Annotated in this window: 20 protein-coding genes; 11 read left to right on the top strand and 9 right to left on the bottom strand. The window is 36.4% G+C overall.

What is annotated here, in order from left to right:
• Positions 1–26: 26 nt before the first annotated feature.
• Together B3C16_RS05640 and B3C16_RS05635 are read left to right on the top strand one after the other, a co-directional pair.
• Positions 27–695: an FAD-binding oxidoreductase gene (locus B3C16_RS05640; protein ID WP_121313519.1), complete on the top strand. Its 669-nt coding sequence runs from the start codon at positions 27–29 to the stop codon at positions 693–695.
• A gap of 41 nt (positions 696–736) precedes the next feature.
• Positions 737–1198: a hypothetical protein gene (locus B3C16_RS05635; protein ID WP_291129697.1), complete on the top strand. Its 462-nt coding sequence runs from the start codon at positions 737–739 to the stop codon at positions 1196–1198.
• Here the strand turns inward: B3C16_RS05635 and rsmD are convergent.
• Positions 1195–1773 (bottom strand): 16S rRNA (guanine(966)-N(2))-methyltransferase RsmD, encoded by a 579-nt coding sequence (gene rsmD / locus B3C16_RS05630; RefSeq protein ID WP_291129695.1) that lies wholly within the window; start codon positions 1771–1773, stop codon positions 1195–1197. The two genes, B3C16_RS05635 and rsmD, sit on opposite strands and share 4 nt — an antisense overlap.
• Positions 1770–2582 (bottom strand): DUF3822 family protein, encoded by an 813-nt coding sequence (locus B3C16_RS05625; RefSeq protein ID WP_291129693.1) that lies wholly within the window; start codon positions 2580–2582, stop codon positions 1770–1772. Before B3C16_RS05625 ends, rsmD begins: the two co-directional genes overlap by 4 nt.
• Before the next feature lie 157 nt (positions 2583–2739).
• Here B3C16_RS05625 and B3C16_RS05620 point away from each other — a divergent pair, with 157 nt between their 5' ends.
• A complete protein-coding gene (locus B3C16_RS05620; protein ID WP_291129690.1) occupies positions 2740–4161 on the top strand; it encodes an ATP-dependent DNA helicase in 1422 nt (473 codons plus the stop codon).
• A 94-nt stretch (positions 4162–4255) separates the two neighbouring features.
• Entirely contained in the window at positions 4256–4981 is a 726-nt protein-coding gene (gene kdsB, locus B3C16_RS05615) for a 3-deoxy-manno-octulosonate cytidylyltransferase (protein ID WP_291129688.1), read from the top strand.
• Here the strand turns inward: kdsB and B3C16_RS05610 are convergent.
• The gene (locus tag B3C16_RS05610; RefSeq protein WP_121313525.1) at positions 4978–5688 is read right to left on the bottom strand and encodes a potassium channel family protein; all 711 of its coding nucleotides are present in this window, start codon (positions 5686–5688) and stop codon (positions 4978–4980) included. The two genes, kdsB and B3C16_RS05610, sit on opposite strands and share 4 nt — an antisense overlap.
• A complete protein-coding gene (locus B3C16_RS05605) occupies positions 5688–6350 on the bottom strand; it encodes a spermidine synthase (protein ID WP_121313526.1) in 663 nt (220 codons plus the stop codon). The genes B3C16_RS05610 and B3C16_RS05605 overlap by 1 nt, the downstream gene beginning before the upstream one ends.
• A gap of 59 nt (positions 6351–6409) precedes the next feature.
• Between B3C16_RS05605 and B3C16_RS05600 the strand changes: the two genes are divergently transcribed.
• The 5 genes from B3C16_RS05600 (at position 6410) to B3C16_RS05580 (ending at position 11937) form a co-directional block, all read left to right on the top strand.
• Positions 6410–6961 (top strand): 1-acyl-sn-glycerol-3-phosphate acyltransferase, encoded by a 552-nt coding sequence (locus tag B3C16_RS05600; RefSeq protein ID WP_121315034.1) that lies wholly within the window; start codon positions 6410–6412, stop codon positions 6959–6961.
• A gap of 64 nt (positions 6962–7025) precedes the next feature.
• Positions 7026–8168, top strand: coding sequence for a M14 family metallopeptidase (locus B3C16_RS05595; RefSeq protein WP_121313527.1), 1143 nt, complete (start codon positions 7026–7028; stop codon positions 8166–8168).
• Between the two features lie 74 nt (positions 8169–8242).
• Positions 8243–8725 carry an Lrp/AsnC family transcriptional regulator gene (locus tag B3C16_RS05590; protein WP_121313528.1) on the top strand — a complete coding sequence of 161 codons (483 nt, stop codon included), beginning with the start codon at positions 8243–8245 and terminating at the stop codon, positions 8723–8725.
• Positions 8726–8803: 78 nt separating this feature from the next.
• On the top strand, positions 8804–11389 hold the full coding sequence (locus B3C16_RS05585) for a phosphoenolpyruvate carboxylase (RefSeq protein ID WP_291129681.1): 2586 nt from the start codon (positions 8804–8806) through the stop codon (positions 11387–11389).
• A gap of 29 nt (positions 11390–11418) precedes the next feature.
• Complete coding sequence (locus B3C16_RS05580; protein ID WP_121313530.1) at positions 11419–11937, top strand: DinB family protein; 519 nt, start codon at positions 11419–11421, stop codon at positions 11935–11937.
• 77 nt (positions 11938–12014) lie between these two features.
• Here the strand turns inward: B3C16_RS05580 and B3C16_RS05575 are convergent, their stop codons facing one another.
• The 5 genes from B3C16_RS05575 to aroB form a co-directional block, all read right to left on the bottom strand.
• Positions 12015–12437, bottom strand: coding sequence for a DNA primase (locus tag B3C16_RS05575; protein ID WP_121313531.1), 423 nt, complete (start codon positions 12435–12437; stop codon positions 12015–12017).
• Positions 12438–12448: 11 nt separating this feature from the next.
• Positions 12449–13423, bottom strand: coding sequence for a deoxyhypusine synthase family protein (locus tag B3C16_RS05570; protein ID WP_121315035.1), 975 nt, complete (start codon positions 13421–13423; stop codon positions 12449–12451).
• Between the two features lie 175 nt (positions 13424–13598).
• Complete coding sequence (locus B3C16_RS05565) at positions 13599–14999, bottom strand: arginine decarboxylase (protein ID WP_121313532.1); 1401 nt, start codon at positions 14997–14999, stop codon at positions 13599–13601.
• Between the two features lie 55 nt (positions 15000–15054).
• Positions 15055–15234, bottom strand: coding sequence for a hypothetical protein (locus B3C16_RS05560; protein WP_121313533.1), 180 nt, complete (start codon positions 15232–15234; stop codon positions 15055–15057).
• Between the two features lie 57 nt (positions 15235–15291).
• Positions 15292–16359 carry a 3-dehydroquinate synthase gene (gene aroB, locus B3C16_RS05555; RefSeq protein ID WP_291129675.1) on the bottom strand — a complete coding sequence of 356 codons (1068 nt, stop codon included), beginning with the start codon at positions 16357–16359 and terminating at the stop codon, positions 15292–15294.
• 89 nt (positions 16360–16448) lie between these two features.
• Here aroB and B3C16_RS05550 point away from each other — a divergent pair, with 89 nt between their 5' ends.
• Together B3C16_RS05550 and B3C16_RS05545 are read left to right on the top strand one after the other, a co-directional pair.
• Positions 16449–17621 carry a proline dehydrogenase family protein gene (locus tag B3C16_RS05550; protein ID WP_291129672.1) on the top strand — a complete coding sequence of 391 codons (1173 nt, stop codon included), beginning with the start codon at positions 16449–16451 and terminating at the stop codon, positions 17619–17621.
• Between the two features lie 110 nt (positions 17622–17731).
• A partial coding sequence (locus B3C16_RS05545) for a lamin tail domain-containing protein (protein ID WP_291129670.1) occupies positions 17732–21838 on the top strand: 4107 nt, incomplete at its 3' end.

Below are 21838 nucleotides of genomic sequence, written 5' to 3'. Positions count from 1 at the left end.
CTTATTAACGCTATTATTTCAAATTTATGAACGCCCATATTGTAAAAGTACTCGAAGCCAAATTCATCACCCATGATGTCAAAAAATTTGTCGTGGAAAAACCTGAGGGTTTTGATTTTATTCCCGGACAAGCAACGGAATTGTCTATCAATCTTCCGGAGTGGAAAGATCAATTAAGACCTTTCACTTTTACCAACCTAAGAGAGTCAAAACAACTTGAGTTCATGATTAAAATTTACAACAATCAAAATGGTGTAACGAAAGAGCTCGGGCGAACCAATGCCGGTGATGAACTGATTTTACACGATGTTTTCGGTGCCATTCAGTACAAAGGACCAGGAGTTTTTATAGCAGCCGGTTCGGGAATTACACCTTTTATTTCAATATTTCGAGAGTTATACAAACACAATTTAATTAATGGTAATCGACTTATTTACGTCAATAAAACTTCCGAAGACATCATCATGGGACAGGAATTGTTCAGAATGTTGAAGAAAAATTTCATCAATGTCTTAACCAGAGAAAATACGATTGGTTTTATCGGAAAACGTATTGACCGCAATTTTTTGATTGAACACATTGTCAATTTCAGTCAGCATTTCTACGTTTGTGGACCTGAGGATTTTGTACGCGACATCAATAAACACTTAATTGATTTGGGTGCCGAAGCCAATACTTTAGTTTTTGAAAAGTAATTGTCTTATTATTGTAGTAGAATGTTTTTAAATTCCAATTTATGCTTCAATTCTTAAAGTCGCTTTTTGCAGGTGAACCGTTAAAACAAGTCAAAATCATAATGGATTCTAAACTTGGAAAACTCACTTGTGACTATAAATCATCAGATGAATATTTTTCTTGGGACGGCAAAGTAAAATCGAAAACAAAAGGAGTGAAATCAATAGCGCTTTCCATCGATGGTGATTTGAATGGTCCATATCCGGTTGCACTCCAAAAAGCCTATCAGATTGTGGATACTATTCCCGATTTGAATTATAAAGTGCAGCAAGAAATTGATTTAAAATTCCCTGAAAAACAAATCAATCTTTCACGCGATTTTCGTTTAGATGATATTTCTATTTATTTTGATGAGGAAACCAATGACGCAGATTTTGATTTCGAATATTACACTGAAGACAACAGTATTATGGTTTCAGTTGAGTTTGTAAATGGAGCAATAGAAACGATAGATTTTTATTAATCTTCATCTTCAATATCTTCCGATTCTTCATCATCGCCTTCAAATTCGAAGAAAGTGAATACCGAACCGCCATAGTTTTTTTGGAACGAATAATTCGCCATATGGTCTAATTTCGTGTATTTCGAATGTTCAACGACGAGCATGCCTTCTTCATCCATCAATTCATTTTCAAAAATCATTTCGATAATTTTTTCGAATTCTTTCTGCGACATGCCATAAGGCGGATCGGCAAAGATAATGTCGTAATTGCCTTTGTGTTTTTCCAAAAACTTGAATACATCACTTTTAATGGCAGTAATGTCGAAGTCAAATTCTTTAGCTGTTTTTTTGATGAAATTCACACAACCCATATCGCCATCGACGCACAAAATTGGTGAACAACCTCGAGAGGCAAACTCATAACTGATACTTCCGGTGCCTGCAAAAAGCTCTAAGATTTTTAGTTCCGAAAACTTAAAATGGTTGTTTAGCACATTGAATAACGCTTCCTTGCTCATATCCGTTGTTGGACGAACCGGAAGGTTTTTAGGTGGTGCTATTCTTCGGCCTTTGTATTGGCCCGAGATGATTCTCATGAGTGTAAAAGTATAAAGTGCTCGCGGTTTTCGGTTTCGGTGAATTGATTTTGTATCGAACTTACGTCAAATAATGAAATGTTACGCACATATTTATAAGCGATAGTGTAAAGCGCATCGCCTTCTGTAATTTTGCCTAACAATTCTAATTTAAAATGTTCCGGATTCAAATGCAGTTGTTCTGCAGTGAATAGGATGTAGTAAATAAAATCTTCAGCGGTTTTATAATCAAAGGTGTTGAAAAGTTGTAATTTCTGATTTTGAACAATCACGATTTCAAAATGACTGTCGCTCACATGTACAAACATCTTGCGTTCTTCATTGTTTCGGGAAACTTCGAGTAATTTTTGGACCAAAATACTATTGGCATGTTTGTAATCAAAAGTACCAAATTGGTCAATGAAATAATTGTTCATATTCACATACGGAATGTAAACATTGTTCATTTCGTAGTTTGCCAATTCGTCAAAGGCAAAAAAATCAGTTTCAAAAACTTTGGTGTTGAATTGCAAATAGCTTCCTAAATATTCTTCGTCAAACAAAGCTGTTGGTACAAAGGTCGAAAGATTGTTACTGTGAACAATCACGATATCATCATAACCGGCTTTGAGTTCGGGATTGTTTTGAAAAGCTTCAGCAAACAAGTCTTCGATTTTAGAAGTCACATTGACTTTTCCCATCGAAATGGTTTTGAGTGCTAAAGGTTTGTTGAGTATCGTATCAAAAGTGACAAATGACAAACCATTCAGGGAAACCTGAATCGCTAGTTTTCGATAAGTTTTATCTACAACGCTGGTGTTTTGCCACATAATTTTTCGGTTGAAACGAACTTGGCAAACTTACAAATTTATACTGAACTTGTTTCAGTATCTATAACATTTTACAAGCAACGGTCTATTTTCTTTTCTCTATTTTCTTGCCTCTAAATCACTATCTTTGAAATCAAATTATTCAGAATAAACTCTAATGACTTCTTCCCAGTTTTACAGCCTTTTACGCCAACAGTTTCCGTTTCAGCCGACTGTAAAACAAGACATTTTTTTCCAACAGATTGCTGTTTTTTTAACCAATAATAATAAAGAAGAAATTTTTGTTTTAAAAGGTTACGCCGGAACCGGAAAAACCACCGTGATTTCTACCATTGTCAATAATTTAATCGAAGTCGATAAAAAATATGTGTTGTTAGCGCCAACAGGTCGTGCGGCCAAAGTCATTGCCAATTATTCGAACAAACCGGCGTTTACCATTCACAAGAAAATCTATTTTCCTAAAAAGGGAAGTGGTGGCGGCGTTTCGTTTACGATGCAAAGCAACAAACATAAAAACACCATTTTCATAGTCGATGAATCGTCGATGATTTCGGATGTAAATACCGAAGCGAAATTGTATGAAAACGGTTCATTGCTCGATGATTTGATGTCCTACGTTTACAACGGAAACAATTGTAAACTGATTCTTCTGGGCGATACAGCTCAGTTACCACCGGTGCAATTGGATGTTAGTCCGGCGCTTGATACCAATGCGTTGTCGATGCATTATAACAAAGAAGTTTTTTCGATTGAATTGGATGAAGTCATGCGTCAAGAAGAGAAATCGGGGATTTTATTCAATGCCACCGAATTGCGTGAGATTTTGAAAAGCAGTTTTGTTGATACGTTTCAGTTTAACTTAAAAGGTTTCAAAGATATTGTCCGTTTGACCGATGGTTTTGATATACAAGATGCGATTCAAAGTGCGTACAGCAATTACAGTATTGAAGACACATGTTTTATTGTCCGTTCCAATAAAAGAGCGAACCAATACAATCAGCAAATTCGAACCAGAATTCTCGATAAAGAAAGCGAACTTTCCGTAGGCGATTATTTAATGGTGGTGAAGAACAATTATTTTTGGCTCAAAGAAACCGACGAAGCCGGATTTATTGCCAATGGTGATATCGCAGAAGTTTTGGAGATTTTCAGTTTTAAAGAATTGTACGGATTTAATTTCGCCAAAGTCAAAATAAGAATGGTCGATTACCCGAATCAAAAACCCTTTGAAACCATAGTTTTATTGGATACGATTACCAGCGAATCGCCGTCATTGACTTATGAAGAAAGCAATCGTTTGTACCAAGAAGTCATGAAAGATTACGAAGGCGAACCGCAATATCGAAAATTTCAAAAAGTTAAAAGCAACGAATATTTCAACGCACTTCAGGTAAAATTCTCTTACGCCATTACTTGTCATAAATCCCAAGGCGGACAATGGAATACCGTCTTTATCGAGCAACCTTATTTACCCAATGGCATTGATGTCGATTATGTGCGCTGGTTGTATACAGCCGTTACACGAGCTAAAGACAAATTGTATTTGATTGGGTTTAAGGAGGAGAGTTTTGTAGAATAGTAAATAATTAGGAATTACAAATTATCAATTACGGATTATTAGAAATTAAGAAAACTCAGTACCTTAGCCACTCAGAACCTCAGAACCTCAAAAAATGAAAATCATCGCCGTCATTCCAGCCCGATATGCATCCACCCGTTTTCCTGCCAAACTCATGCAGGATTTAGGCGGAAAAACTGTTATTCTCCGCACTTATGAAGCAGCGGTCAATACCGGTTTGTTTCAGGATGTTTTTGTCGTGACTGATTCGATTCTAATCTATGACGAAATCATCAATAATGGAGGTAAAGCCATTATGAGCGTCAAAGAACACGAAAGCGGCAGCGATCGAATTGCTGAAGCGGTAGAGAATTTAGACGTTGATATAGTCGTAAATGTGCAAGGCGACGAACCTTTTATCAATGCGGCGCCATTGGCCAAAGTCATCGAAGTATTCTTGAATGATTTTGAGAAAAAAGTCGATTTGGCTTCGCTCATGTTTGAGATTACAGACCAAGATGATATCAACAATCCGAATAATGTGAAGGTTGTGACTGACCAAAATAGTTTTGCGCTCTATTTTTCACGTTCTGTGATTCCTTATCCAAGAGAAGTTAATGTAGGTGTTCGGTATATGAAACACATCGGGATTTATGCTTTCCGTAAAGAAGCGTTGTTGGCTTTCTATCATTTGCCCATGAAATCTTTGGAAGCATCTGAGAAATTGGAACAATTGCGCTATTTAGAATTTGGCAAACGAATCAGAATGGTCGAAACCACGCATGTTGGTATCGGAATTGATACCCCTGAAGATTTAGAGAAAGCCAGAAAAATGCTTTAAATATCTTCGTTATCGTTATTAAAGTAGCCTTTTGATTTGACTTTTGTCGAAAAGAAATTCAGGAACAAAATTACAAACGATAAGAAAAACATGGCTTGGACTGAAGCCAAAAATTTCCCAAAAGTAGTCACCGGAAAATAATCACCATAACCAATAGTATTGGAAGTCATTAGACTGAAATAAACCGCATCTGACCAATGACCAAAAGGAATATTGGTATTGTTGCCTAAAGTATAAAACACGCCAAAGGCAATAACCACTTCTAAATAATTAAAAAACAACAGCAGCATTGAACGCTTGTAAGAACGTGGCGTCGCAAACAAATCCGATGCAAATATCAAGGTTGGAATGTAAAGAATCGTTTCTAAAATGAGATAAACCAAAATCGTAATCAAGTAAGGTTTGTTTTGCCAATCATTCACCAAAATCAATAAGGGAAAAAGGGCTTTCAGCAATATATAAATGTCCATCGCCAAATCTTTATAGGCATAACCAATTCTACAAGCTAAAGTTTTTACATAAATACCCGGAAACAATAGTTGCGTAATTGAGAGAAACAATCGAAATATTTTTTCAATTCCGTTATCGTCCTGATGGTCGTTGTTCCAAATCGATTTGATGTTAAGAATTCTTCTTTCAATTGGATTGTATTTGGGATTATAGTCTTCTGATACTTTCCCAATCAGTAATTTTTTAAAGAAACCCATTAATTTAGTTTTTTGATGGTGAACAATTCATTATGTGTTTCTACTTTGGGATACATTCGCAGCGAATAATTCCCGCCGAATTTGTTTTTATAAGCCAAATTTCTTTCTTCATCCTTTTTGTTTATTACCATTGTATTGAACAAAATAAACCCATTAGTGTTAAGCAATTCGTTAATTCGGTTGATAAAGAAATCTTCAAATAAGAAATTAGGCATCGTCGTATCTTGAAAAATATCAATGATGATCAAATCGTATTTGGCTTTAGTCTTTAAAACAAATTCAAAAGCGTCATCAATCACGATTTCCAAATTGGGAATTTCATTGAGTTTAAAGTATTGATTGGCAATGTCAACGATGTTTTGGTCAATTTCAACGCCGGTGATTTTTCCGGTAAATTTAATTTCGTCAACCAATGTTTTAATCACACTTCCGCCGGCAACGCCTAAAACCAATATGCTTTCGAATTTCTTAATACGTTCAAAACCTATGTATTTTAGTCCTTTGCGCAAAATTCTTTGCAAACTGCCATAAGAATAATTGGTATTTTTACTGTCCAAAACCAATTGTCCATTGTTCCAAGTGACTTCCAGTGTTTTGCTCACACCTGAGTTTTTCTTGTGAATGTTAATAGGTACAAAATAGCTGAACAGTCTTCGAAGCATTGCTAAATTTTTTTCTCAAAAATAATAGATTAATGCTAAATTTACGCAAAATAAAGCCGATGAAAGCGACACTTTACAAATTTATTTTTTTCCGAATATTAGGCTGGAAATTATTAGGAACTATAAACCCTGATATCAAAAAATGTGTCATGATGGTCATGCCGCATACTTGCAATTTTGATTTCTTTATAGGTTTACTTTGCCGCGGTATCATTGGTTTGGAGATGAATTTTGTCGGCAAAAAGGAGTTGTTCACTTTTCCTTTTGGGTATTATTTCAGAAGTATAGGCGGTGCGCCATTAGACCGAACCGGCGGAAAGAATAATGTAGATGCTACTGTGGAAGTTTTCAATTCACGTGACGTTTTCAGAATGGCGATTGCTCCGGAAGGCACTCGTAAAAAAGTAACCCAACTCAGAACAGGTTTTTATTACATCGCTTACAAAGCCAATGTTCCCATTATTCCTATCGCTTTTGATTACGCTAAAAAGGAAGTGAGAATTGGTCAACCCATATCGCTTTCCGGTAATTATGAAGAAGATATTAAAATAATTTTGCCCCATTTTAAAGGCGCTCAAGGTAAATTTCCGGAACGGCAATTTCAAGTCTGAACCAAAATAGTAGTATTTATGATTCCTTAACGCTCGTAATTTTCTTTTTGACTAAATTTGGCGCATGAATTATTTAGACCTACACCAACAATACAAAGCGGAAAGTCTATTCGGACGATATATTACTTTAGAACATATTGAACCGTTACTGTCAAAATACCCAACGACCATTGTTGGCTATTCTGTTTTAGGAAAACCTCTTTACCAACTTCTATTGGGTTCTGGTAAAACCAAAATCTTCATGTGGTCGCAAATGCACGGCAACGAAGGCACAACGACAAAAGCGTTATTCGATTTCCTTAATTTTCTCCATTCAAATACCAAAGAAAGCGAAGCAATTTTAAACGCGTTTACTTTTTGTTTGTTGCCAATGTTGAATCCTGACGGCGCTGAATTATATACCCGTGAAAACGCCAACAGTATTGATTTAAATCGAGATGCACAAGATTTATCCCAACCGGAAAGCAAAGTGTTACGTCAGGTTTTTGAAACTTTTCAGCCTGATTATTGCTACAATCTTCATGACCAACGTACCATTTTTGGCGTAGCCGATTCGGGTCATCCTGCGACGGTTTCGTTTTTGGCTCCGGCTTATAATGACTCTCGAGACATAAATGATATTCGCATCAAAGCGATGAATGTTATAGTGGCGATGAATGAAGTATTACAAACTTTGATCCCAAACCAAGTGGGAAGATTTGACGATTCCTTTAATATTAATTGTGTCGGAGATACGTTTCAGTATTTAAAAGTGCCAACTGTTTTGTTTGAAGCCGGACATTTCCCAAATGATTACGAGCGAGAAGAAACCCGGAAATACATTTTTGTCGCCTTAGTGTCTGGAATACAATATTTTTACGAAAACGATATAGTTGACAACAAAAACGATGATTATTTAAAAATTCCGCAAAATAAAGTCGTTTTTTATGATTTTGTTTATAAAAATGTTAAAATAAATTATGATAGTAATGAAAAAATTATCAATTTTGCAGCACAATACAAAGAAGTTCTAAATAAAGGCAAAGTTAGTTTTGAAGCAAGAATTGCTCAAATAGATAATTTAGAAAGTTTTTTTGGTCACATAGTATTTGACGCTCATGGCGAAACGTATCATGATGACGAAACTAATTTTCCGAAAATCGAACAAAAAGCTGATTTTTATTTAGGAAAAAATACAAAAATTGTTAATGGTTTGATAAAAAACTAACAATTAACTTTTTTTATTAGAAAAAATGTATTTTTTTTGCCGTAGATTTTTAAATAAACCAATAAATAGTTTTTATGAGTAAGTTTCGCTTAGATGAAGTAGACCACCAAATCTTGGATATGTTGATTGACAACACCAGAATTCCATTCACTGATATCGCTAAGAAATTATTAATTTCAGCCGGAACAGTTCACGTAAGAGTGAAGAAAATGGAAGATTCAGGAATCATAATGGGTTCGTCATTGTCTTTGGATTATGAAAAATTAGGATATTCATTCATTGCTTATGTTGGTGTGTTTTTGAATAATACTTCACAAACTAAATTTGTTTTAGAAAGAATCAATGAAATTCCATATGTAACGGTTGCTCACGTAACTACGGGAAAATTCAACATTTTTTGTAAAATCAGAGCAAAAGATACCAAACACGCTAAAGACGTAATCTTTATGATTGACGATATCGAAGGAGTTTACAGAACAGAAACCATGATTTCTTTGGAAGAAAGTATCAACGACAAAAAACGTTTGATGCACACTATCTTCCAAGAGTTAGACTAGTCAAAATCAAAAATATATTTAAGACCTCAAGTGAAAGCTTGAGGTTTTTTTATTAATTTAAGCCAAAATTCCTTCGCCATGTACACCTTACCAAAAATCGAGCGTTTCAATCAAAATGTATTGTCTAAGTATCACATTTATAACAGTGTGTTTATCACGCTACCTTTTGATGCTATTGACAACACCGGTGTTTTATTGCCTTTGTTTTCTGAAGTTTGCGACAACGGTTTTAAAAACAATTGGTCACCCAAACAAATCGTAGACTTCTTTGCCGATAAGTATTTAGACAAGGCGACAGAAGAGCAAAAAATAGAGTTAATGTTTCGCTTTATTCAATATGTCGAACGTCAAATAGTATTGTTTGATGCCATAGAAGATGCTGCTTTTCCGATTGTCAATAATTTGGAAGGTCGAGGTTCGTTACGCGATATCAAAGAAAAAACCGAAGCCAAAGACAAGCGCAAAGAACTAATCGATTTTTTAGAAACTTTTAATGTGCGTACGGTTTTGACTGCACATCCAACTCAGTTTTATCCGGGTTCTGTACTCGGAATTATCACCGACTTGACTGAAGCGGTTCGCGTAAATGATTTGATTAAAATCAAACAACTATTGGCTCAACTCGGGAAAACACCTTTTTTTAAAAAAGAAAAACCAACACCTTTTGACGAAGCAGTAAGCTTAATTTGGTATCTCGAAAATGTGTTTTACCAAACGATAGGAGAGATGATGCAGTATTTGCAAAAGAACATCTTTGAAGGCAATATCATCGAAAATCCGATAATCAATTTAGGCTTTTGGCCAGGTGGTGACAGAGATGGCAATCCGTTTGTAACACCAGAAATCACTGAGAATGTGGCGAAACGTTTGCGCATTTCAATACTAAAATGTTACTATTTTGACATTCGGATTCTGAGAAGAAAATTGACATTTAATGAAGTCGATAAAATCATAACGAGTTTAGAATTCAAATTATACCGTTCAGTGTTTTATTCTCAAGGCGAAATATTTATCACTTTGGAGGAATTGAAAAATGAACTCAATATTGTCAAACAAATTATCATTGAAAAGCATCAATCGCTGTATTTGGACGAAATAAATTTGCTGTTGCAAAAGATTACGCAGTTTGGTTTTCATTTTGCGTCATTGGACATTCGTCAAAACAGTAAAATTCACAATCAAGTTTTTGATGATATAGTCGGTTTTTTGAAAAGAGAAAAAGAACTCTATTTTCCGGAAAATTTTGATTCAATGTCGGAAAATGATAAAATGGAAGTGGTTTCGAAGTTGAAGTTTGATTTGCGCAACCATTTCTTTGAAAACGAATTGACGCGTTCTACTTTGGACACCATAAAACTGATGCGAGAAATTCAAAACGATAATGGCGAAAAAGGCTGTAATCGTTATATCATCAGCAATAATGAAAGCGCTTTGAATGTAATTGAAACCTTTGCCATGTTCCGATTATTGGCTTGGGAAAATCCAACGGTGGATATTATTCCGTTGTTTGAATCGGTTGATGATTTGCAAAAAGCCCATGAAATTATGGCACAATTGTACCAGAATGCAGCTTATCGAAATCATTTAAAAGAGCGAAAAGACAAGCAAACTGTCATGCTCGGTTTTTCTGATGGAACCAAAGACGGCGGTTATTTGATGGCGAATTGGAGTATTTTCAAAGCCAAAGAAATGATTACCAAAATCTCACGCGAATACGGAATCAAAGTCATTTTCTTTGACGGTCGTGGCGGTCCGCCGGCGCGTGGTGGTGGCAAAACACATAAGTTTTATGCTTCGTTAGGTTCAACCATTGAAAACCAAGCGATACAAGTTACGGTGCAAGGGCAAACGATTAGTTCTAATTTTGGAACCTTGGATTCTTGTCGTTATAATTTAGAAAATTTGTTGAGTGCCGGAGTCGCGAATCAAATTTTCAACAAAGACGAAAACAATTTGACCGAACCGGAAAAAGCCATTATTGACACTTTGGCGAATTTGGGTTATGAGAAATACATCGACTTTAAAAACCATCCGAAGTTTATTCCCTATTTGGAGCAAATGAGTACGCTGAAATATTACTCTAAAGCCAACATTGGCAGTCGTCCATCAAAGCGAAATACAGATGATAAATTGAACTTTGCCGACTTGCGTGCGATTCCGTTTGTGAGTTCGTGGAGCCAAATGAAACAAAACGTTCCCGGATTTTTTGGGGTTGGCACGGCATTAAAGCATTTTGAAGATGCTGATCGTTGGCAAGAAGTTCAACATTTATACAACAACTCTTTATTCTTTAGAACATTATTGGAAAATACGATGATGTCTTTGGCTAAAAGTAATTTTGCACTAACCGCTTACATGAAAAATGACCCTGAATTTGGAGCATTTTGGCAAATCATTTTTGATGAGTTTTTAGAAACCAAACGACTGCTTTTAAAAATCGCCGGACATACCGAATTGATGCAAAATTATCCCGACGGAAAAGCATCCATTGCGATGCGTGAACAAATCGTTTTGCCTTTATTGACAATCCAACAATATGCTTCTTCACAAATTAATGAGTTGAAAAAGCAACCGACGTTTAGTGAAAAGTTAGTGAATACTTATGAAAAATTGGTGACACGTTCGTTGTTTGGGAATACTAATGCGAGTCGGAATTCGGCTTAAATTTATAATTATTGAAAACTTTAATCATCATGAAAAAATCACAACTAAACACCGATGAATATGCCGCTTATTACGGAACTTACATTGACAATGTAACCGAAGAATACAACTTAGTCGAAGAATTGGAAATCTCAGTTCATCGCTTAGTTAAGTTTGTTCAAAACATTCCGATGGATAAATTTGATTACCGCTACGCCGAAGGCAAATGGACGATAAAAGACATCTTGTTGCATCTTATTGATGCGGAAAGAATTTTTGCTTATCGTGCTTTACGCTTTGCCCGAAATGACGAGACCGCTTTGGCGAGTTTTGACGAAAACACTTATGTAGATGAGGCGCATGCCAACAGTAGAAGTATTCAAGATTTATTGAGCGAAATGTTGGTGGTAAGACAATCGACTTTGGCTTTATTCAAATCTTTTTCGGAAGAACAATTGTTGCGAAGAGGCATTGCTTCAAACAATTTGATGTCGGTTAGAGCTTTAGGATTTACGATTATTGGTCACCAAAATCACCACCAACGGGTCTTTGAAGAAAGATATTTGTAAAAAGCACCAACATTTGTTACAATAAAAAATCCCAAATTCTGAAAGGAACTTGGGATTTTCTTTATTTTGTAATTCTCTTATTCTTCATCGTCTTCATCATCAAGATTGTTGTCTGAATCTTCATAATCATCATCGTCATCATCATCATCTGCATCATCAGAACCACCACCGTCTTTAAGTAAATCTACTTCTTCATCGTCTTCGTCAGCTGTAATGGCATCTTCATCATCATCTAATCCTTTTATTGGTTCGATAGGTTCGATTACAGAATCCAAATCGTCTTCTTCATCAAATTTTTCCATTCTACTGGCAAGTTTGGTACTTACTTTAACCAAGTAAATAGTGTCTTCTGTTCGTACTTCAACCGCTTCAATTAACTCATTTTGAGCGTTTCTGAAACGAATAATGTCGGTGTCGTCATAACCTTCAGGAAACTTTTCAACTAATAAATTTAGAATGTCTCCGGTTAGTTTGGCATAGTCTACAATAATTCTTCTCATAAAAAAATCTTTTATAAATCTAGTAAGTAAGCAAAAATTAACGGTGCCACAATGGTAGCATCCGATTCAATGATAAATTTTGGGGTATGAATGTCAAGTTTTCCCCAAGTGATTTTCTCATTTGGGACAGCACCTGAATAGGAACCGTAACTTGTAGTGGAATCTGAAATTTGGCAAAAATAACTCCAAAACGGAATGTCGTGCATTTCCATGTCTTGGTATAACATTGGTACTACGCAAATTGGAAAATCTCCTGCAATTCCACCACCAATTTGGAAGAAACCAACACCTCTTCCTGAGGAATTTTTAGGATACCAATCGGCTAACCACATCATATATTCAATGCCGCTTTTCATGGTTGTAGGTTTGAACGTGCCTTTGATACAATAAGAAGCAAAAATGTTTCCCATTGTACTGTCTTCCCAACCCGGAACTACAATCGGCAAATTTTTCTCTGCCGCTGCAACCATCCAGGAATCTTTCGGATCAATTTCGTAGTATTGTTTTAATACGCCTGAATTGATCATTTGGTACATGAATTCATGGGGAAAATAACGTTCTCCTTTTGAATCAGCATTGTTCCAAATATCGTATAAATGTGATTGTAATCTTCTAAAAGCTTCTTCTTCCGGAATACATGTATCTGTAACTCTGTTGTAGTGATTTTCTAGTAAATCCCATTCTTCTTGCGGTGATAAATCGCGGTAATTTGGTACTCTTTTATAAGAATTATGTGCTACCAAATTCATAATGTCTTCTTCCAAATTGGCACCAGTACAAGAAATAATATGCACTTTGTCTTGGCGAATCATTTCGGCTAACGATTTTCCTAACTCGGCTGTACTCATCGCACCGGCCAAAGTAATCATCATTTTACCATTGTCAAGTAAATGCTCTTCGTAACCTTTTGCCGCATCAACTAAGGCCGCAGCGTTAAAGTGAAGGTAGTTTTTTTCTATAAACTGACTTATTGGTCCTTTGCTCATTGTCGTTTGTTGTTTTATTCCGCTGCGCTCCGATATTTTATTCATCTTAATATCAAATGCCTCGGGTGTTCTAGTTTACCTGTCAAAGAAAAACTTTTTTTCGCTGACAGCAAACACTTTTTTGAAAAATTATTATAAATATTAAACTGATTTTTGTGTTCTGATTTTGAGAAATTTATAGCTTTTCGTAGCCTAATATCTTCAATACATCATCCGAGTTTTGTTGTTCAGAGAATACTTCGGTCGCTAAAATCCCGTTTTCGTCTCGATCAATCAAAATATGTTTCGGTTGCGGAATCAAACAGTGGTGCAATCCGCCAAAGCCGCCAATCGTTTCCTGATACGCACCAGTATTGAAGAATCCAATGTATAATGGTTTTTCCTTATTGTATTTGGGTAAATAAACGGCGTTCATATTTTGCTCAGAGTTATAATAATCATCGCTATCACAAGTCATTCCGCCTAAAAGCACGCGTTCGTAAGTATCATTCCAACGGTTGATGGCCATCATTACGAAACGTTTGTTGATTGCCCAAGTATCCGGTAAAGTCGTGATGAAAGACGAGTCAATCATGTTCCACTTTTCTCTGTCGTTTTGTTGTTTTTGATACAAGACTTGGTAAATCGCGCCACCGCTTTCGCCTACGGTAAACGAACCAAATTCGGTGAAAATATGCGGCACATCTACTTCGGCTTCTTCACAAGAGATTTTGATTTGGTTTACGATTTCGTCAATCATATATTGGTAATCGTATTCAAAAGCCAAAGAATTTTTGATTGGGAAGCCACCGCCAATGTTCAAACTGTCTAATGTTGGACATTCTTTTTTCAATGCCACATATACTTTCATACATTTGAGCAATTCGTTCCAATAGTAAGCCGTGTCGCGAATGCCTGTATTGATAAAGAAGTGAAGCATTTTCAGTTCCACTTTTTTATTTTCTTCGATTTGTTTTCTGTAAAAAGGTACAATGTTTTTGTAGCCAATGCCCAAACGAGATGTATAGAACTCAAATTTTGGTTCTTCCTCGGCGGCAATTCTGATTCCGATTTTGAATTTACCATCGATGGCTTCTTGCAGCAAATCCAATTCTTCGTAGTTGTCGATGATTGGAATGGTTTTGTTGTGACCATTGTTAATCAAACGCGCAATGTTTTCGATGTATTGTTCTCTTTTGAAACCATTACAAATGACATAGGTGTTTTTGTTGATTTTGCCTTGCGACATTAAATTTTCTACAATATTAATGTCAAAAGCCGAAGACGTTTCGATATGAATATTGTTTTTGAACGCTTCATTCATCACAAAACTGAAGTGTGAACTTTTGGTACAATAGCAGTAGTAATACTTGGCTTCGTACTTATTTTTCTCCATTGCTTTTCTAAACCAACCTTTGGCTTTGTTGATATTGTTGGAAATTTGCGGTAGGTATGTGAATTTTAAAGGCGTTCCGTATTGTTCTACCAATTTCATCAAATCGATGTTGTGAAACTGAAGTGTATCTTTGTTCAGGGTAAATTCTTCTTGTGGAAAGTAGAATGTTTGATTGATTAAGTCGAAATATTTTGTGTTCATTTAGCTTGTAGAATTTTCAGATTAAATTATTTTTTTTAGGCAAAATAATCTCGGTTCAAACTCTAATGTTAGCGTAAATGATGGGTAACTTTTCTTGAAATAAAAAGGTAATGGGTGAACACAAAGTAGTAGAATCACTTTTTTGGCTTAAAAAAGGCGAAGTAAAAGCAAAGAAAGGGTTTGTAATTTCTTGACTGTAAATACTGTAATTAGTAGTGTTGACACTTTTTTTCATTAGGGCAAATGTAAAAAATAATATATTCGAATTACAACTATTAGCATTAAAAAAATATTACTTTTTATAATCGTCAAAAGATTTTATAATCAATTCATTATCAACTTCTTGGTCAATTTTAATTTTGCCAATGCCATCAAGCAAAGCAAATTGTATTTTGCCGTACTCATTTTTCTTGTCGTGAATCAATAAATCGAATATGGGTTGCAGGTCATTTTCTTCAAAAATAATGGTTTCAAAAACGGCATTTATGGTTTTTTTGATGTCATCATATTCTGCTTCGGTCAGCATTCCTTTTTGCCAAGAAATAAAGCTTTCTAAAATCATTCCAGCCGCGATAGCTTCACCATGGAGTAAAGTTTTTTTGTTTTTGTTTTCGAGAAAATAACTTTCGATGGCATGTCCTAGGGTATGACCAAAATTCAACGCTTTTCTTATGCCGTTTTCAGTCGGATCTTGCATTACGATTTCGTTTTTGATTTCGATAGAGCGATGAATTAACGCATCGAAATCGGCAAAATCTGTTTGGCTTAAGTCTTTGAATTGTGACCAATAGTCAGCATCAAAAATCAATCCATGTTTGAGCATTTCGGCTAAGCCGGAGCGCATTTCGTTTTGGGGTAAAGTTGATAAAAATTCGGTGTCAATTAATACTGTTTTCGGAACATTGATGACTCCGATTTGGTTTTTTAGATTACCCAAATCCACGCCGTTTTTCCCGCCGATTGAAGCGTCAACCATGGCTAAAAGCGTTGTTGGAATATTGATAAAATCGATTCCTCTTTTAAAAGTAGAAGCAACAAATCCACCAATATCAGTAATCACGCCGCCGCCAATATTAACTAAAACTGTTTTTCTGTCGGCACCGAGTTCTGTCAGAATATTCCAAATTTCAACACAAGAATTGATGTTTTTTTCGGCTTCGCCTGATTCTATTTCGATGATTTCGATGGTTTTGTCAGTGGCCAAAAATGACAAAAAGCGCAACAAACACAATTCATTACTATGAGTATCAACTAAAATAAATATAGAAGAATATTTACTTTTTTCAATGAAAGCGTTGAGTGTTTCGTATTCTTTTTCTCCGAATAAAACAGGATAACCGTTGGCTGGTATGGTTTGCATTTTTTTGTCAAATTGTGCCCCAAAAATAAGGTAAAAATTGATATATAATCTCCTAAGACTATTTATATTTGTCGCATTAATACAATACCATGGAAAAATTTTTCAACAACACTAAGGTTGCTTTTGCACTTAAAACAGACACTGAATTAGACAGAGCTTATTTTTTATTTAAAATGATTGACAATGAGCCGTTGGTTCGTATCGGTACTGCTGTAACGAATTTTGCTTTAAAGGCACATTTGCCGGTTGAAGGTTTAATCAGAGCGACTGTTTTTGATCATTTTTGTGGTGGTACAACCGAAGATGATTGTTTGTCCGTAGTAGATAAAATGTATACCAAAGGCGTTTCCTCGGTATTGGATTATTCCGTAGAAGGCAAAGAAGAAGAAGCGCAATTTGATGCTGCTTTGGAAATGACTTTAAAAACCATTGAATTTGCTAAAGAAAAGTTAGCAATTCCGTTTGCCGTTTTTAAACCGACAGGATTTGGCCGTTTCTATCTATATGAAAAGTTAGGCGAAAAGCAAGTGTTAACTACCGAAGAACAAAAGGAATGGAATAGAGTAGTGGAGCGTTTTGATACCGTATGTAAAGCGGCTTATGAAAAAGATGTTGCCTTGTTGATTGACGGAGAAGAGAGTTGGATGCAAGACGCTGCTGATGATTTGGTAGTGCAAATGATGCGTAAATATAACAAAGAGAAAGCAATTGTTTTTAATACCTTGCAGCTCTATCGTTGGGATAGATTAGATTATTTGAAAAGATTGCACGAACAAGCCAAAATGGAAGGTTTTTATATCGGAATGAAATTGGTGCGCGGTGCTTATATGGAAAAGGAAAACAAACGCGCGGAAGAGAAAGGTTATCCGACTCCTATTTGCGAAAGCAAAGAAGCCACTGATATCAATTATGATACAACGGTTGTTTATATGATGGACAATTTAGACAGAATGTCCATTTTTGCCGGAACGCATAATGAATTAAGTTCTTATAAATTAATTGAATTGATGGAAGCCAAGGGCGTTTTAAAAAGCGACCCGAGAATTTGGTTTGGACAGTTATACGGTATGAGTGATAATATCAGTTATAACTTGGCTGAACAAGGTTATAATGTGGCTAAATATCTACCTTTTGGGCCGGTTCGCGACGTTATGCCTTATTTAATAAGAAGAGCAGAAGAAAATACTTCAGTTGCCGGACAAACCAGTAGGGAGCTAAACTTATTAAAAACAGAACGAGACCGAAGAAAAATAGAAAAATAGAAAAAGACCTCAATTGTTTGAGGTTTTTTCGTTAAAATATTTAAAATCAATATATTTGGTTGTTGTTTAGCGACAGTTGCCCTAATTTAAATCTACTTAAAAGCACACAGATGAAGATGATTACTTTTTCTAAAAATATATTATTTATAGCCTTAATATTATTTTCTATTCACGGATTATCACAAAATCTGTTGACTAATGGAGATTTTCAACTTGGTGTTAATGTTGGTTATCAAGGTGGACAAAACCCCAATTACTCTTATATATCCGCACCATTTAGTGGTACGACTACTGCCGGAAATTGGGCAATAGTGACGAATTCACAGCCGGTAAATACCGCTTCTTTTCTTTCTGTTGGTGATCATAGTCCGGGTTCAGGAAATATGATGGTGGTGGATGGAACGGGTTCGGGTGGTCAGCCAAGATTTTGGAGTGCAGGAACTAACGGAAGTGGAGTCTGTGGGCTTACCGTTGGCGCTACATATACTTTTTCTTACTGGATTCGCTCTATTTTTACGACTGTTGGAACCTTATCAAATATTGGAGTACAATTTAATAATGCCAGTAATGTTACTTTGGTTTCAGGTTCTGCAATTGCACCAACTATAGTCAATGGATGGCAACAAGTGGTGTATACTTTTACTGCTACTAATGCGTGTGTAAACATTGAAATGTATAACAATAACACCGATTTTGCAGGGAATGATTTCGCTATAGATGATTTGAGTCTTACTATTCTCTCCACTTGCCCGGTTCCAACGGTTAGTATAACCCAGCAGCCGACTTGTGTTATCAATACCGGGACTATTGTTTTTACAAGTCCATTAAACACTTCGCCGCTACCAATTCCTACAGATTTATTTATTTCAGAAGTTACCGACCATGAGCCTGGTTCTTTGACTTATATAGAGATATTTAATGGAACGGGTTCTCCTAAGAATTTAAGTAACTATAAGATAAAAGTTTATAATAATGGAAATGCATTTATTTCTGCAAATTGTGATATCCAGCTTTCTGGCACCTTAAACAATAATGCTGTTTATGTAATAGCCGTTGGTACTGCTACAAACCAAGGAGGTGTTGTTCCTAATTTAGTCGTAGCAAATTGTGGAGGTGTTAATACTGATGATACTATACGTTTGGCAACTAGTGCGGATGTTGAGTTTGATTTATGGGGGACGAATGGTATAAATTTTACGCCTGTCAATCAACCTGGTTACACCTATAGAAGAAATACCACAGCGCCACATCCCACAATGACATGGAATCCTGCCGACTGGACTGCATTGGATCCACAAGATTATACTAATGTTGGTACCTATACTTATCAAGCAATAAATTATGAATATAGTGTTAATGGTACCACATACCAATCAAGTCCAATCTTTACCGGTTTGGCTCCGGGAACTTATAATGCTACGGTTAGAGATCTAGTTACCGGTTGTGTTTCTACCCAGATTCCACTGGTAGTTGATCCGGTTCAAGTCAATCCAACATCACCGTCGAATATATTTTGTGATGGAGCAAATACTACTGCTACACAAGTTGGTTTTGATTTTAACAGTATTGGACAAAATAGTTTTGATTTTACTTATACAGTAGATGGTGGTCCGGCTATTAGCGGGACTATTCCTTTTTCTCCATCAAGCTATTTTGTTACAGGTGTAACTCAGGGACAAGCTGTAACTTTGACGATAGCTTGGAATGGGGTTTGTACACCACCCAGAACACTTACTTGTTATCCTGATTGTGTTACACCGGTAACTCCAACATTTAATCAGATTGCTCCAATTTGTTCGGGAGAAGTATTAGCTCCATTGCCAACCACATCCCTAAATGGAGTAGTGGGAACTTGGTCACCCTTATTAAATAATACAGCCACTACAACCTATACTTTTACACCACTAAATGCCGGAGAATGTGGCACTACGACTACTATGACTATTGTGGTGAACGCACCGGTTTTAGCCATTACAAATCCGGCAGCAGTTTGTTCACCTGCTACAATTAATTTAACCTTGCCGGCTGTAACGGCAGGTAGTACAGGCGGTGGCACATTAACTTATTGGACAGATGCATTGGCAACCACTCCTTTGGCAACACCAACTGCAGTAGCCACTAGTGGAACATATTATATCAAAAGCACGGCAGGTTCTTGTTTCGATATAGAACCGGTAACCATTACTATTAGTGCTGCACCAGTTTTAACTATTACCAATCCGGTTGCAGTTTGTGCTCCCGGAACAGTTGATTTGACATTACCTGCAATTACTGCCGGAAGTACAGGTGGCGGTATTTTGACTTATTGGACCAATGCAGCGGCAACAAACCTCTTGGCAACGCCTACCGCAGTGGCTACAAGTGGAACTTATTATATTAAGAGTACTGTTGGTTCCTGTTCGGATATTGAAGCTGTAACTGTTACTATAAATTCATCTCCAGTCTTAACGATTACAAATCCGGCTTCAGTTTGTGCTCCGGCTTCAGTCGATTTAACATTACCAGCGGTTACAGCGGGAAGTACAGGTAGTGGCATTTTAAGTTATTGGACCAATGCAACAGCAACAACACCATTAGCGACACCGAATGCTATAACAACAGGCGGCACTTATTATATTAGAAGTGCAGTTGGTTCTTGTTCTGATATAGAACCCGTAACCGTTACTATAAATCCTTCACCGATTTTAACTATTACCAATCCGGCTTCAGTTTGTGCTTCGGCTACAGTTGATATTACATTGCCTGCAGTAACAGCAGGAAGTACAGGTGGCGGCACTTTAAGTTATTGGATTGATGTAGCAGCAACCAATCCATTAGTAACTCCAAATGCGGTTACGACAAGTGGAACTTATTATATACAAAGTGCTGTGGGTTCCTGTTCAGATATTAAACCTGTAACTGTTATTATAGATTCCTCTCCGGTCTTAAATATCACGAATCCGTCTGCAGTTTGTGCCCCGGCTTCAATCGATTTAACATTACCTGCGGTCACAGCCGGAAGTACAGGTAGCGGCACTTTAACTTATTGGACTAATGCGGCCGGTACAATTCCATTAGCAACGCCGACAGCGGTAACTACTGGTGGAACTTATTATATTAGAAGTACCGTAAGTTCGTGTTCAGATATCGAACCTGTAATTGTTACCATAAACCCTTCACCGGTTTTAACTATTACAAATCCGATTGCAGTTTGTGCTCCAGCTACAGTTAATTTAACTTTACCGGCTGTAACGGCAGGAAGTACGGGTGGTGGCACTTTAACTTATTGGACCAATGCAGCAGGAACTATTGCATTGGCAAGCCCTAATACTGTAGCCACGAGTGGAACTTATTATATCAAAAGTACTGTTGGTGCTTGTTCTGACATTGAGCCGGTAACAGTTGTCATTAGTTCTACTATAATTCCAACTTTTAATATTACTTCCTCTACTGTTTGTCAAGGTTCGGTTATTACACCATTACCAGTAACCTCTCTAAATGGAATATCGGGCACTTGGAGTCCGGCCTTAAACAATACTGCAACCACCACTTATACATTTAATCCAACACCGAGTGCTGCTATTCCTTGTCCGATACCGACAACTTTTCAAATTCAAGTGATCCCTCAAATAGACCCAGTGGTTTCAATAGTTGAATCTTGTAATTCAAATTCTGTCACTGTTACAAGTCCGGTTGGAGTTAATTATGAATATTCTTTGGATGGAGGTGTATATCAATCCAATCCGTTTTTTAATAATTTAACAGCAGGTGGTCACTCTATTGTAGCCCATCAAATTGCGGCCAATTGCTTTTCGAATGCAACCGGTTTTAATATTAATTCGGTAGTTAATGATATTATTGTTAACAATCCTCAACCATTGCATTATTGTGACCCAAGTAACGATGGTTTTGTTCTTTTCAATTTATCTCAAGTTATCAATTCAATTACAGGAGGCAATCCTTATACCGTTACTTTTCATGAGACTATTACTGATGCCAATGTAGATGGAACTTCAATTCCTGATATTTTCAATTACGAGAATATCAATCCGTGGGTGCAAACTATTTTTATCAGAGTTGAATCCACTACAACGAGTTGTTTTGAAGTAGTTCATTTACAGTTAATTGTTGATCCAACGCCAGAGGCTACAGAGCCTGATGATTATGAATTGTGTGATTACACGGGACAAATAGGTTATGAGGCTTTTGATTTAACAACGACTGAGCCGCAGATATTA

The organism is Flavobacterium sp. UBA7682, assembly GCF_002482945.1.
In the GTDB taxonomy this organism is placed as follows: domain Bacteria; phylum Bacteroidota; class Bacteroidia; order Flavobacteriales; family Flavobacteriaceae; genus Flavobacterium.
Note: the sequence above shows the minus strand (reverse complement) of the source record. Positions and strands in the feature narration are given on the sequence as shown.

Bases quoted from the DNA above. Each gene is read 5' to 3' on its own strand.
- B3C16_RS05600 (WP_121315034.1), top strand. From the start codon at position 6,410: ATGAAAGCGACACTTTACAAATTTATTTTTTTCCGAATATTAGGCTGG.
- B3C16_RS05625 (WP_291129693.1), bottom strand. From the start codon at position 2,582: ATGTGGCAAAACACCAGCGTTGTAGATAAAACTTATCGAAAACTAGCG.
- B3C16_RS05640 (WP_121313519.1), top strand. From the start codon at position 27: ATGAACGCCCATATTGTAAAAGTACTCGAAGCCAAATTCATCACCCAT.
- B3C16_RS05550 (WP_291129672.1), top strand. From the start codon at position 16,449: ATGGAAAAATTTTTCAACAACACTAAGGTTGCTTTTGCACTTAAAACA.
- B3C16_RS05595 (WP_121313527.1), top strand. From the start codon at position 7,026: ATGAATTATTTAGACCTACACCAACAATACAAAGCGGAAAGTCTATTC.
- B3C16_RS05570 (WP_121315035.1), bottom strand. From the start codon at position 13,423: ATGAGCAAAGGACCAATAAGTCAGTTTATAGAAAAAAACTACCTTCAC.
- rsmD (WP_291129695.1), bottom strand. From the start codon at position 1,773: ATGAGAATCATCTCGGGCCAATACAAAGGCCGAAGAATAGCACCACCT.
- B3C16_RS05580 (WP_121313530.1), top strand. From the start codon at position 11,419: ATGAAAAAATCACAACTAAACACCGATGAATATGCCGCTTATTACGGA.
- kdsB (WP_291129688.1), top strand. From the start codon at position 4,256: ATGAAAATCATCGCCGTCATTCCAGCCCGATATGCATCCACCCGTTTT.
- B3C16_RS05620 (WP_291129690.1), top strand. From the start codon at position 2,740: ATGACTTCTTCCCAGTTTTACAGCCTTTTACGCCAACAGTTTCCGTTT.
- B3C16_RS05575 (WP_121313531.1), bottom strand. From the start codon at position 12,437: ATGAGAAGAATTATTGTAGACTATGCCAAACTAACCGGAGACATTCTA.
- B3C16_RS05585 (WP_291129681.1), top strand. From the start codon at position 8,804: ATGTACACCTTACCAAAAATCGAGCGTTTCAATCAAAATGTATTGTCT.
- aroB (WP_291129675.1), bottom strand. From the start codon at position 16,359: ATGCAAACCATACCAGCCAACGGTTATCCTGTTTTATTCGGAGAAAAA.
- B3C16_RS05590 (WP_121313528.1), top strand. From the start codon at position 8,243: ATGAGTAAGTTTCGCTTAGATGAAGTAGACCACCAAATCTTGGATATG.
- B3C16_RS05605 (WP_121313526.1), bottom strand. From the start codon at position 6,350: ATGCTTCGAAGACTGTTCAGCTATTTTGTACCTATTAACATTCACAAG.
- B3C16_RS05560 (WP_121313533.1), bottom strand. From the start codon at position 15,234: ATGAAAAAAAGTGTCAACACTACTAATTACAGTATTTACAGTCAAGAA.
- B3C16_RS05635 (WP_291129697.1), top strand. From the start codon at position 737: ATGCTTCAATTCTTAAAGTCGCTTTTTGCAGGTGAACCGTTAAAACAA.
- B3C16_RS05610 (WP_121313525.1), bottom strand. From the start codon at position 5,688: ATGGGTTTCTTTAAAAAATTACTGATTGGGAAAGTATCAGAAGACTAT.
- B3C16_RS05565 (WP_121313532.1), bottom strand. From the start codon at position 14,999: ATGAACACAAAATATTTCGACTTAATCAATCAAACATTCTACTTTCCA.